The sequence below is a fragment of the Paenibacillus larvae subsp. larvae genome (genome assembly GCF_002003265.1).
Taxonomy (GTDB): domain Bacteria; phylum Bacillota; class Bacilli; order Paenibacillales; family NBRC-103111; genus Paenibacillus_H; species Paenibacillus_H larvae.
The window spans coordinates 3,963,526-3,976,049 of sequence record NZ_CP019687.1 but is presented as its reverse complement, the minus strand read 5'-3'; the positions used below and the strand labels follow the sequence as shown (position 1 = coordinate 3,976,049).

At 38.6% G+C, this 12,524-nt stretch carries 14 protein-coding genes and 1 pseudogene; 10 read left to right on the top strand and 5 right to left on the bottom strand.

What is annotated here, in order from left to right; genetic code table 11:
- Positions 1–26 precede the first annotated feature (26 nt).
- Positions 27–470 carry a VOC family protein gene (locus BXP28_RS20635; protein ID WP_023485365.1) on the top strand — a complete coding sequence of 148 codons (444 nt, stop codon included), beginning with the start codon at positions 27–29 and terminating at the stop codon, positions 468–470.
- 375 nt (positions 471–845) lie between these two features.
- Here the strand turns inward: BXP28_RS20635 and BXP28_RS20630 are convergent, their stop codons facing one another.
- On the bottom strand, positions 846–1,085 hold the full coding sequence (locus BXP28_RS20630) for a hypothetical protein (RefSeq protein WP_036656174.1): 240 nt from the start codon (positions 1,083–1,085) through the stop codon (positions 846–848).
- Positions 1,086–1,368: 283 nt separating this feature from the next.
- Between BXP28_RS20630 and BXP28_RS20625 the strand changes: the two genes are divergently transcribed.
- From BXP28_RS20625 to BXP28_RS20590, 7 genes are all read left to right on the top strand, one after another.
- Positions 1,369–1,887: a stage II sporulation protein M gene (locus tag BXP28_RS20625; protein WP_023485366.1), complete on the top strand. Its 519-nt coding sequence runs from the start codon at positions 1,369–1,371 to the stop codon at positions 1,885–1,887.
- Positions 1,888–2,821: 934 nt separating this feature from the next.
- Positions 2,822–3,016, top strand: coding sequence for a hypothetical protein (locus tag BXP28_RS20615; RefSeq protein WP_036656171.1), 195 nt, complete (start codon positions 2,822–2,824; stop codon positions 3,014–3,016).
- 418 nt (positions 3,017–3,434) lie between these two features.
- Positions 3,435–4,511, top strand: a complete 1,077-nt coding sequence (locus BXP28_RS20610; RefSeq protein WP_144029536.1) for a hypothetical protein — start codon at positions 3,435–3,437, stop codon at positions 4,509–4,511.
- 169 nt (positions 4,512–4,680) lie between these two features.
- The gene (locus BXP28_RS20605) at positions 4,681–5,052 is read left to right on the top strand and encodes an ATP-binding cassette domain-containing protein (RefSeq protein ID WP_036656169.1); all 372 of its coding nucleotides are present in this window, start codon (positions 4,681–4,683) and stop codon (positions 5,050–5,052) included.
- On the top strand, positions 5,049–5,339 hold the full coding sequence (locus tag BXP28_RS20600) for a P-loop NTPase family protein (RefSeq protein WP_158225712.1): 291 nt from the start codon (positions 5,049–5,051) through the stop codon (positions 5,337–5,339). The genes BXP28_RS20605 and BXP28_RS20600 overlap by 4 nt, the downstream gene beginning before the upstream one ends.
- 601 nt (positions 5,340–5,940) lie before the next feature.
- Positions 5,941–7,092 carry a sporulation protein YhbH gene (gene yhbH / locus BXP28_RS20595; protein WP_023485369.1) on the top strand — a complete coding sequence of 384 codons (1,152 nt, stop codon included), beginning with the start codon at positions 5,941–5,943 and terminating at the stop codon, positions 7,090–7,092.
- Entirely contained in the window at positions 7,089–8,522 is a 1,434-nt protein-coding gene (locus BXP28_RS20590) for a SpoVR family protein (protein ID WP_046655148.1), read from the top strand. Before yhbH ends, BXP28_RS20590 begins: the two co-directional genes overlap by 4 nt.
- 252 nt (positions 8,523–8,774) lie before the next feature.
- Here the strand turns inward: BXP28_RS20590 and BXP28_RS23395 are convergent, their stop codons facing one another.
- The gene (locus tag BXP28_RS23395; protein WP_226989885.1) at positions 8,775–8,849 is read right to left on the bottom strand and encodes a LacI family DNA-binding transcriptional regulator; all 75 of its coding nucleotides are present in this window, start codon (positions 8,847–8,849) and stop codon (positions 8,775–8,777) included.
- A 257-nt stretch (positions 8,850–9,106) separates the two neighbouring features.
- On the opposite strand from BXP28_RS23395, the gene BXP28_RS20580 reads away from it, so the two are divergent.
- Positions 9,107–9,322, top strand: coding sequence for a hypothetical protein (locus BXP28_RS20580; RefSeq protein WP_036656072.1), 216 nt, complete (start codon positions 9,107–9,109; stop codon positions 9,320–9,322).
- 101 nt (positions 9,323–9,423) lie between these two features.
- Here BXP28_RS20580 and BXP28_RS25805 read toward each other — a convergent pair.
- The 3 genes and pseudogenes from BXP28_RS25805 to BXP28_RS20570 all read right to left on the bottom strand — a co-directional run.
- Positions 9,424–9,474 (bottom strand): annotated as a pseudogene (locus BXP28_RS25805) (hypothetical protein); the annotation flags it as partial.
- A gap of 148 nt (positions 9,475–9,622) precedes the next feature.
- Complete coding sequence (locus BXP28_RS20575) at positions 9,623–10,162, bottom strand: hypothetical protein (RefSeq protein ID WP_023484406.1); 540 nt, start codon at positions 10,160–10,162, stop codon at positions 9,623–9,625.
- A gap of 292 nt (positions 10,163–10,454) precedes the next feature.
- Complete coding sequence (locus tag BXP28_RS20570; RefSeq protein WP_024095162.1) at positions 10,455–10,709, bottom strand: hypothetical protein; 255 nt, start codon at positions 10,707–10,709, stop codon at positions 10,455–10,457.
- A gap of 221 nt (positions 10,710–10,930) precedes the next feature.
- Here BXP28_RS20570 and BXP28_RS20565 point away from each other — a divergent pair, with 221 nt between their 5' ends.
- A complete protein-coding gene (locus BXP28_RS20565; RefSeq protein WP_023484407.1) occupies positions 10,931–12,484 on the top strand; it encodes a PAS domain S-box protein in 1,554 nt (517 codons plus the stop codon).
- The last annotated feature ends 40 nt before the right edge of the window (positions 12,485–12,524 follow it).

Sequence of the window (12,524 nt, the reverse complement as noted above, 5' to 3'; positions counted from 1 at the left end):
TTGTTTATTAAATTATTTAAGAAAGAATGGCTAAGTTATCACCATATTTTGCATTTGAGAATGCAAAGGAAGCAATGAGTTATTATGAAAAAGTGTTTGGAGCAACTCATCTTGCCAGAATACCTGTGGGAAAAGAGATGGCAAAACAATTTAATATTCCAGAAAATCAGATTGAACATTCTACAATGCATGGTTCTTTTTCTATTGAAGGAAATTTAATTCTTTGTTCATATAGTTTTGGACGTAAAATTACACCAAATGAATTCGTTAGCATGCTGATTGACTTCAATAGTGAAGATTCAGAAGATGAACAGAAAATGATTGATTTATATAATCGAGTGGTAGAATCTGGAGAAGTAAATGTAACCATGCCTTTACAAAAGCAATTTTGGGGTGGTAAAATGGGGACATTTACTGATAAATACGATATCACTTGGATGTTACATTCACAACCATATTCAAAGATGTAAGAGAGAACGAATAAAGTTTTAGGACAAACTTCTCACCTTAGAGAGTTTGTCTTTTTTCTATATATAGTGAGCAATCGATAGTAATCTAATGAGTATTTTGAAAATTCGTAACTGCAAAAATGTGATCAAAAGTTTTCGTAACATCTTTTATTTGTTGTATCCCCTCCAAGAATATTCAGCAAAGACACCGTTACAGCTTCTAAGGTAATTTGTCCCTACGAGGGAATATTATCATTACTAGGAGAATTAAAAAGGAGCGAAAACATTCTACTGAAGTTGCCTCGCATATGTCGGCTTTTTATTTTCTGTTCTCTCATCGCCAAGCTATTTTTTCGACTTCAGCTTGCAGATCTGAACGAGTCGCCTTGACGTAAATCATCGTTGTATGATAATGTTGGAGAAATACGATTTTTTCTTCTTGGTGATTGGCTGTCCAAACCAACCGATAAAATGTTTTAGATCGCTTGCGTACTCTTTTAGTGTTTTAGGATTCAAATCTTCGTGGGTGGTAAGAGCATGAATAAAGTCCTGAATGATCTGTTTACTTTGTTCCGAAATTCCGTTTTTCCCTCTCATTAGAAAAGTATCCAAATCTCTACTTACATTAGTCGACATGTTTACACATCTTAAAATGGTTAAGCTAACCTGTTGGAATTTGCTCAAATATCACATCACAAGCAGATACTATCCAACAGGGAAGCTTAGGAAAAGTTATTTTCATGTAAAATGTTGACTATAAATGTATATATATGGTATAAGTTCATATATGTGTCATATGAATATTCTAAATTTTTGTCTCTGACTCCGAATAAGTTCAACGATTTGGTATGTGTGATTAAAGATTTCATCCTACTTACATAGAAGCAACCATGAAAAAAAGATTTTTGGTGAGGTGAATATGAAAGCTTATATTTCTGTTGAACATAAAGTAGCCATCTTCTTAATTGGTCTAAGTATTTTAGTAGGTTTTATTTACGGATATTTTTTCGAAGATATAAGTCAAATCAAAATTAAAAGTTTTGATGGGTTAAATTTCATTGAGACATTTTTACAAATTTTCTTTCACAATTTTTCCATTGGTTTGATTATTATATTTTGCTCTATCTTCTTCTATGTTGTATCTGCAATTCCTGTAATAACCACATATTTTGTTTTTGGAGAAAGCTTTGTTTTTATTTTAAAGAAAGAAGGATTTATTGCTGCAATAACTACATATCCACATTTCCTCCCGGAAACACTTTCCACCATGTTATTACTCTCAATAGCATTTGTTATTTCAACAAAAATGTTAAAAATTGTATTTAGAAATGAATCCATTCTAAAGAACAAAAAAAAGATTTTAAAAACCTATCTTGTTTCTAATGTGTTACTGATTTTTGCTGCTTTAATTGAAGCTTTGAAAATTTGCTATTTTTGAGAGGGGTTAGTTAATAAAAATGAAAAAATATAAGACAGCATTCTTCTTGATCCTTTTTTTTGAACATTTTAACTACCATAGTTATAAACTCTACAGCAAGAAAATCAGAAATTTTCAATGAGGCAATTACTAAAGGTATCAGTTTGACTCATAATCAGATGACTGTTGTAGCTATGGTAAGTTCAATATTTACAGTGTTCCTCCTTTCTGTATTTTTAATTTTAGCGAGGCTGTTGTTGATACTAATGTTTAAAATTGTATTTAAAAAGGGAGATAGAAAACTGATAAATGAAATATACTTTGTCTCTGTTGGATCAAAACTCATTTTCTCAACAGTAGCAATTGTTACTTTATTTTCAGCAACATCATGGACTTTTATATTTACAAGTTCGTGTGGAATTATCCTGTACGTTATTTATCTTTTTGCTAATAAACAAAACACTATCTCAGGACGAACTAAAAAAGAAAATATTTTTCAACTAATCACGGGATGTCTATTGATCTTACTTATTTGAAAGACGCCCTTAATCAATATAATCTTTTGAAAAAGCGGAACTTAAAGCAAACTGCAAATTCGAAAAAAGATAATAGGAAACTAGAAGTGCCGAGAAGGAGATTGTGTGTTAAGCGGCGTTTCAGTTGCAATGAGAATCTTGCTCTGATCAAGATTACGAAAGACATTGAGTAAGTCGTTCAATCTTCGGGAGTTTGGGGAACGATAAGCCCCTAGATCATAGCTCCGGTATCCTCGCAAATGCAGACATCATGATATTGATCAGCTAGGTCAATACCGACAAATTACATGAAAACAACCTCCAATGAAAAACCTAGGAGGTAATTGAATCTTCCTGAAAAAGATGGCCTTTATTTGTATGGTAGCCGAGGCTTTATGCCTTGTCTATAAATCAGATTAACCTACGAGGGGGGTGAGAACTTGTTTGAATTAATTGCAACTGGTATTTCTGCAGGAAATGCTGCTCAAGTAGTTAACGCGGTTTTTAACGGTGTATCTATCGTGTCGGCCTTATCTCTTTATGCTGGAATTGCAGGTGGTCTTGCATGGTTTTTATCTAATGGATTAAGGCACATGATAAAATGGGCAGGCAAAAAGACAATCATTGACTGGTAATTAACCATAAAACAAGGGATTGTCAAACTCAATGATAATCCCTTGTTTTACCCCATATATTACCAAATTTTAATGCAAATATGGATTAAGAGGTTTTGGAGGTCTTATGAATGTTCCCAAAAAGCTTTTTTATATATTGCAATACCTAGTTCTTTTTATAAAAAAGCATTATCGACTTCATTTTTCAAAAAAAATGAGATTTTTCAGTGACGAATTTACTTATTTACCTACTAACATTTGCAGAATGTTAAGCACATGCTTCACTTTGTCAGAAACTTTTTTTAAGTGCGCGTTCCCTTTAACCATTTTTTGGTATCCACTATTCTTGAAATATGTTCTTCTTCTCCTTTTATTCATCTCCTACCTTTATAAAGTGAAGGAATTCAAAATCCTGCCTATTAGAACATGGATGCATAAAGTGTTTATTAAAGATGCGTTATTTGAGTTAAATGGAATCATTCTGATTCTAATCAACTTAGTCATATTATTAGAAATTAAGGTTTTAGCTATTCTCCTGTTGCTTTTTATTTCTCAGGCTTTTAAAAGTACCTCCGGACAAACTTTCCTATTGGTCCTATACTCGATGCTGTATGCATTCCCCATTTTCTATTTTCATAGTACATACCTAGCTGTTTTTACTATTTTTGCAGGTTTCTTTGTTGTTTGTTTTGCGCTTTATTTCTGTGTATATCTAATCGGAGCAAGGAATAGGAACATGAAGGGGACGAAAGGAAGATGGTTTCTTATATTTATGGATATTCAATGCCTCACCAGAAGATTAGTTGAAACTAAGATATCCTTGATTCGTTTTGCTTTTCCACCTTACATCCTTTTATATGTTTCTCTGTTCTGGGTTCTAGACATGTTTCCATCATTTTTTGCCCAATTTTCTATCGATAAAGATATGCTGGTTTCATTATCTTTGGCTTTATATGTTGGCATTTACTTTATTTATACCAAAACCTCTATCCTTCTTTTAGATGATTACTTCTATTTTTCGGCAACCAAAATCGAATTGTATGCAACTAATTTTGTTTTCAGTTATTTTAGAAAAATTACGGTTTTACTTGTTTTCAATGTGTTTAACATTTTTTGGGGCCTGTGCTATTTGAACTTGGTCCTAAAAATGAATGGAGACCTTGCAAAGATTGGGTTGATGTTTTTCCTTCATCTGTTTATGCTACCGCTTTTTGTATCTGCTAATATTTTTGTCGATAAGAACAAAGCTGAGGTTGCACAGTATCCGGAAGATTTTAAAAAGTATGTGAGTTTTACAGAGACTTTCTTTATATCTATATTATTTCTTTTAATTCATTTATTTATCCTTATGCACTTTGATCCGAGAACGGCAGTTCTGATTACATCACATCTTTTTGATATTAATATTTATCTAATAGGTACTCTTGTTGTTATTAGTGGGACAATATCCATTGTAAAAACTCTTACTCATATGGGAGTCGTTCGAAAATCAATAAAAAGGGGAGTTTACAAATGATTCTATATGGCTTAATTTTTCTCGTACTCTTTTCTGTGCATTTGTTGCTAAAGGAAGTTATTAATTTTAAAAAAGGAAAACCTATGAATTATTTAATTTTATTTTTGTCCTTCACATCACTAATAACCTCTATTGCCGCTTTATTCTTAATGTTAATGGGGATTGACGAATGAACAGTTTAAATATCTATCTAGACCATTTTGCTTTCGGGAAGCAGCCTATTTTTGTCAAGCAAGAGGTTTCTGTTACGAAAGGGAATATCGTAGGTATTATAGGTGAAAATGGAATTGGGAAATCTACCTTTGTCAATTTACTGGCTGGAAACATTACGTCCACATTACAGATAAATTATCACAATAAATCGCTAGTTCCCGGTTATAATCCTTTCGTTTTTTTCCAGCCGGATGACTTCACAGGGCTTGAATATTTAACCACTTTGGAAGTGACCCAATATTTTTATTGCTTTACGGGGAGGAGTTTGATCAAGAAAAATTTGATTTGCTTGTTCAAGTTGCCAACATTCAAAAAGAAAAAGTATTGAAGGAATACATTAAGAACCTGTCTAAAGGAACCCGGCAAAAGGTTGTATTTATTATCTATATGATGGCAAGCAGGGACATTATCATATTTGATGAGGGGCTGGAGAATATAGATGTGGACTCCTTAGCTTCTATTTTGGCCTATCTTAAAAAATGGGTAAAAATCGAAAACAGGCTATGTTTGATTGCTACTCATAGCACAACTATATTAGAATATGCCGATCAATTTTTACACTTAGTCAGAGAAAAAGATGGGACAACGATGATCACGCCCCTCCCATCAGGTTAAGGATCATAAAATTGATAATTGGCCCGCAGGCTTAATGTAATATGCTCCCCTTTAAATAGACAGATGATCTTGGGCTCGTCAAGAAAAAGTGGATACAAAGGTAAGAGAATGAAAGAATGATTCTTTTCAAAATAAACTGGGGACAATTACCTTTCCATCTCATACGAATTTCATGAACCACCTCGGCCACAATGTCCGATTACAGTCATCTTTTCCGATTTTCGGAGTAGTTTCCTGCTTCCTTCAAAATGAATCGGAGGAACACAGGCCTCCATGATAAGCCGGTGCGCCTGTTTATGCATGATATGTATTTCGTCTTCACTTACTCCGTGTCCTTTAGCCTATTCCAGAGGCTTCCATACACAATCCCACTTTTCAGGAACGATAAAATGCAGGAAAAAGTTGGATGTAAGTTCTTCTTTAGAGTCCGGTGGTTAGTTGACTGCAGCCGGATTTACATCACATAGTCCCGGAAATTAGACCAGCATCCTTCTCACATAACCATTCCCCGGTTGAATATATTTAGTAATAGATTCTTTTCATAAAACAACCAAAAATCCAGTTTTTTGCGGTTTGCTACACTTTGAGGGGGTGACCTCTATTGGCGGAACCTTTGTTTATCGTCTCACGGGAAAATTGGTCTTTACACCGGAAGGGCTATCAGGATCAGACCCGGCATCAACAAAAAATAAAAGATGCAATCAAACAAAATCTGCCCGATCTCGTTACTGAAGAGAATATTATCCTTTCGAACGGCAAGCAGATTATTAAAATCCCGATCCGCAGTCTAGATGAGTATAGATTCCGCTTTAATTACAATAAAAGTAAACATGTGGGGCAAGGAGATGGAGACAGCCAAGTCGGGGATGTGCTCGGTATTGATCCTTACACCCAGCAAGGAAAAGGGGCAGGGGCCGGAGACCAGGCAGGCGAGGATTATTACGAGGCGGAAGTAGATATGGAAGAGCTTCAATCGTTGCTGTTCGAAGAATTGGAACTGCCCTATCTAAATCCCAAGGAACGGCTTGATATCAGTACGCAGGACATTATTTTTAATGACATTCGAAAGAAAGGCATTATGTCCAATATTGATAAAAAAAGAACGATTCTGGAGAACATCCGGCGCAATGCCTCTTCCGGGACGCCCGGTATTCATGGTATTTCACCGGATGATCTGCGGTTTAAAACTTGGGATGAAATTGAAAAGCCGCATTCCAATGCTCTTATTCTGGCAATGATGGACACAAGCGGAAGTATGGGTTCCTTCGAGAAATACATTGCCCGCAGTTTTTTCTTCTGGATGACGCGTTTTTTACGGAGCAAATATGAGCATGTCGATATCGTCTTTATTGCTCATCATACGGAAGCAAGGATAGTATCCGAAGAAGAATTTTTCACTAAGGGCGAAAGCGGGGGAACCATCTGCTCCTCAGCCTATCAGGCTGCTTTAGATGTGATCGACCGCAGCTATCCGCCGTCCAAATACAATATCTACCCGTTTCATTTTTCTGACGGAGATAATCTGACCTCCGATAATGAGCGATGCGTCAAACTGATTCAACGGCTTATGGAGCGTTCGAATATGTTCGGGTACGGGGAAGTGAACCAGTATAACCGCAGCAGTACACTAATGCAGACTTACCGGCATATCCAAGACCCCAAGTTTTTATATTATATTATCCGTGAAAAAGGTGAGGTCTACAAAGCGCTGAAAACCTTCTTCGCGAAGCCGGAAGGGGCTGCGGTACAGTGAAAGAATCCGAAAAGCGGCAGCTGGAATACGCTATTGCCGAAATCAGCGAAGTGGCCAGCGGATTCGGGCTGGATTTCTACCCTATGCGTTATGAAATCTGTCCGGCTGAAATCATTTATACATTCGGGGCTTATGGTATGCCCACCCGCTTCAGCCACTGGAGCTTCGGGAAAAATTTCCATAAAATGAAGATGCAATATGACCTTGGGCTTAGCAAAATTTATGAACTCGTGATCAATTCAGACCCCTGTTACGCCTTTCTCCTTGAGGGAAATTCCCTTATTCAGAACAAACTTATCGTAGCCCATGTTTTAGCGCACTGTGATTTTTTCAAAAACAATGTTCACTTTTCCCGTACAAACCGCAATATGGTAGAAAGCATGTCGGCTACAGCAGAGCGGGTCCGGCAGTATGAAATTGAGTATGGAGCAGCCGAAGTCGAAACGTTCCTTGATGCGGTACTGGCTATTCAAGAGCATGTGGACCCTAGTCTCATCACCCCTTATGAACAGATAGAACGGCGAAACCGCTGGAAAAGGAACTGGCAGGACGAGAAGCAAAAGAAGACAGAGGTTCAAACCGGATATGAAGACCTGTGGGACTTGGATATAAAACCTGATAACAAGCAGGCTGAAGAGGACGAACCCCGTTTTCCGGCCCAGCCGGAAAAAGATCTGCTGCTATTTATCGAAGAAAACGCCCCGTACATGGAACCCTGGCAACGGGATATTATGACGATGATGCGGGATGAAATGCTGTATTTCTGGCCGCAAATGGAAACAAAAGTCATGAATGAAGGCTGGGCCTCATATTGGCATCAGCGCATACTAAGGGAACTGGACCTGACTGAAGAAGAAACGATCGAGTACTCTAAACTCAACTCATCTGTTGTTCAGCCTTCCAAGCACACTTTAAATCCGTATTATCTCGGACTCCGTATTTTTGAAGATATTGAAACCCGTTGGGATAAGCCCTCTAAAGAAGATCGGGAGAAATATGGACGAAAAGGCGGTGAAGGGCAGGAAAAAATATTCGAAGTGCGGGAAATTGATTCCGATACCTCTTTTATCCGTAATTACCTGACCAAGAAACTGGTGGAGGATCTGGACCTCTACGTATTTGAAAAAAAAGGTCCGGAATGGAAAATTACGGATAAATCGTGGGAACAGGTGCGGGATCAACTGGTATATTCAAGAGTCAACGGCGGATTCCCCTATATCCATGTTGCAGATGGAGACTATCAGAGAAATGGAGAATTGTACGTGTCTCATTCTTACGAAGGGGTAGAACTGGATGTGAAGTATGTCGAGAAAACACTTCCTTACATGTACCACCTTTGGGGAAAAAGTGTCCATCTGGAAACCATCGTTGGCGAGAAAAAGATCCTTTTCACCTTCGACGGCAAAAAGCACCACAGGAAATTTTTATAGAACTTTACACGAAAGCAGTATTTTTATCTTTTTATCCCCAAACCAGGCTCTTAGTCCGGAATGCTAAATTAGCAGGTTGGAAATAGAGACCGTTAGGGGATTTTATTATGTCATAATGGAGGTTTACAAATTAGGAATAAAGATGATTAAACAGTATTGTATTATTCCTTTCTATGGATCTGCCTGGCTGATTCGTTAGGCACGTATCCCATGTCCTGGACGGCCTGCCAGATTTTCTTCCTTGATTAGGGATTAACATGCCTGCTTGGTGTCATTATTGATAACCCGGGAAACCGTGGATACGGAAACCCCGACATGTTCGGCAATATCTTTTAAGTGGACACTTGATTAGCTCCTTCGTTGAATGTTGGGGATTTATGATATAAAACTGAAGGTTTCAATTTGGGGCAAAACGTTATCTTGAGATTTATCTTAATCGGCTCACCGTTTTTTGCCAACGCTTTCATTTCCTTATGGAGAAAATTTTAGTAGATAACGACATAGAACTATTTTATACTTGTTTTAGAACATTAGTCCACACAGCAAAACGAATGTGTGAATTCATCTCACTAAGGAGGATATTCATGGGTAATCTGACGGATTTGCAGACCGTTATGCACACATACGGCATAGGGTTCGTCATGCTGGTGATGCTGTTTCTGCTTATTATCGGTTCGCTGTTCAGTTTCGGCATACTCCGCCTGTTTCAGCAAAAAATCCGCCATGGCATCATCATGTTAGGAACCTCAGCAGTAAGTGTAGCTGTTTTCATTGTCATACTGAATACCTGGTTTGTCTAGCTTCCTAACGGAGTATTTCGGTTCTTTCCGAAAACGCCCTTACTTCAGCAGCCTTTCCTTAACAACCGTGCTGCCTGGTTAAGGGCGTTTTTTGCAGAAATTTATCGGTCTCCCCGCATCTCTTCTTCCTCAGCAAGCTCATGCAAGGATTTGACCTTCCCATGAGGCCGCTCTCGTTTCCTTCCATATTTTCCAGGCGTTTTCCTCCCGTTTTTTCGATGTGGTCATACGCTTTCCTCCTTTCCACTCTATTCTCCTCTATAGCGTGCTCTCAGGTTACCAATCTATTCATCTCTATATTTAAGATTCAAGTTTGATGGTTCCGTTCGGATTCAAATAATTCCGCTTATATGTATCCATTGTTTTTTTTAGTTCTTCCGTTTTTTTACCCCGTTCGCTTCCTCCGGGAAATTCCTTCGGAAGATATTCTGTCCAATATATAAGTTGGTCTCTAGCAAGAACCAGCTCCGGTTCCTTACCTACAGCCAGGTTAACCAGTCCGTCAAGCATAGAGTTTTGGATGAATGCCAGACTGTTCTCCAGGCTTTCCGTATCCAGACCCTGACGGTTTAGTTCCCGCATGCATTCTTTCATTTTAGTCACAGCCTCGTTCATATGCTGGTAGGCCCTATATAAAGCATACACTTGTTTTTGGCCATCCTGTCTAGTCTCTTCCTTAAACCAGTACAGGCTGGTTCGCAGATTCTCCTCCGATTGCTTGTACAGCTCTGCAAATTGTATACTCTTTGGGTTTTCTCCCCATCTGTCCGCCAGCAAGAATAGGTTAAGGGCAACAGAAAGCAGCAGACAACCGACAAGCAGCCATTTTGTTCGTTTCATGATGTATTTCCTTTCTGACAACACCATTTCCTATGATAATGTGATTTCGGTTGTTTTAGTCTATCATAAATAAAGGTTTTCGGAACCCGGTACCGTACATTCTTGTGCATTTTGCCCCTTTTTTTGTATTATTTGCACATAAAAAATCTCCCGAAGAAAAGAGAATCTTCGAATCTAACCTCTTCTATTCAATCAAATCCCAAAATACGGTAATTGTTATATATATCTGAACAGCAAAAAAACCCGGAACTTGACTATTTCCAGGTATACAAAATAAGATCGGAAAAAACGATTATATGAGAGAAATCACAATGGAAAGTGCGATACCCCCTAGACTGATATAGGTTAATTTAGAGCGGATAAAGCGTTTCAGACCCTTATCCTGGCTCTCAATAATTTTCCCCTTCTTGGGAATTACGTATTCGTTGGGATTATCATCTTTTTTCTTAAAGCTGAACCCCCGGAAAAATATACCGTTAAATACCACGGAGAACATTAAAGCAATGAGAGAAATCATAAATAGAGAATCAGAGATTTGTCTGAGCACAAGCAATCATCCTTGCAGGTTAGTTTTCTATTATTATACTATTAGGTACACAAAATAGAAATGGCAGATTTCAAGGTATTCCCCATTTACCAAATCGAAACATTTTTACTAAATATCATTTACTTCACTCTTTGAAACAAGATATAATTTTATCACAAGAGGCAACGGCTTTGCTGCCTTACTTTACAATTAGTTCAAACCTTCAACCAGGAGCTGAATGTATGCGTAAAATACCAGTTACACGCACCGGTAAGAAAGACTCCGACATCATCCTGCTGCCTGTAGATAAAGTAGTTAAGATCGAGGCCTGCCAGGAAAATAGTTATCTTGTTCACACATTGAACGAAACGTTTCATTCTTGTTCAACGCTGGAGGCATGGGAAGAGTGGCTGTACGAAGATGGATTCCGTTTGATCAGCCCGGGAAATCTCGTCAATATGAATCAGGTCACCCGTTATAACCTGGAAGAAGGTACAGTAATACTGGGAGACCCTTCGGCCGGAAGAACCAAGACTGCCATCGCGAGCCGTGTGCATCAGCATCATATTCTGAAGCTGCTTCAAATGCTTCGTATTACTAATCAAGAGAAGCAGCAAGGTTTTTCCCATCACCCGGAATCCCTTAAACAGATGCATGCCCTGCTTGCTCAAAACCAGAATGATCCTTTTCTCCGTTCCTACGCAGTTATCTATGCCTTGTATGAGCGGAATCGTGCCGAAAAACGGTGGGAAGAGAGTGAGCAAAAGTACAAATCCCTGTTTGAACATAATCCCGATGCCATATGCTCCTTTGACCGGGCAGGCAGATTCACGAAAGTGAATCCTGCGGCCGAACGTATAACCGGATATTCAGCAGACGAATTACTGGACATGTCGATTGAAGATCTTATTGAACCCGCAGAACTGGAGAAATGGACCAAACAGTTCACTCTGTCCCTGGAGGGTATTACCAGCACGGATGAGGTGACTTTCCGCAACAAGGAAGGCCAGATCAGGATATTAAGCGTCGTATATGTGCCGATTATTATAGAACAAGTCATCAGAGGAGTATATTGGATTGCTAATGATGTAACTGAACGCAAGAGGGCGGAAGAACTGCTGATCAAATCAGAGAAACTTTCGGTTGTAGGTCAGCTCGCAGCCGGTGTTGCCCACGAAATCCGCAATCCGCTTACTTCCTTGAAAGGTTTTGTCCAATTACTGCAGGAAAAAATTGACGGGTACGATACTTACCTTGATATCATGGTTTCAGAATTGGAACGGATTAATTTCATCGTCAGTGAGTTTTTAGTTTTTGCCAAACCCCAGCGTGTGCACTTTCAGCCTAAAGACCTGCACCAGATGCTGAAAAATACGGTAGCCTTGTTAAACACTAAAGCCATTATGAGCAATGTGGAAATTAAGGACGAGATCCAGGAACTACTTCCCCTGGTGTTTTGCGACGAGAATCAAATTAAGCAGGTATTCATCAATGTGCTAAATAATTCGATCGAAGCTATGCCTGAAGGAGGTACTATCCGGTTAGGGGGGAATTGCAAAGACGGCCAGGTCACGTTAAGCTTTTCCGATGAAGGGGTAGGAATATCCGAAAACCGCCTTACAAGGATTGGGGAACCTTTTTATACCACCAAGGAAAAAGGGACCGGACTCGGACTTATGGCAAGTTATAAGATCATGGAAAACCATAAGGGGCAAATCAAGATAACCAGCGAAGTCAATAAAGGTACAATTGTTCATCTTCGGTTCCCGGTTTTATCCGGGCAGCATTCCGGGTAATCCAAACGTAAAAACATGTAAAAGCCCCCTGCAAAGAGGG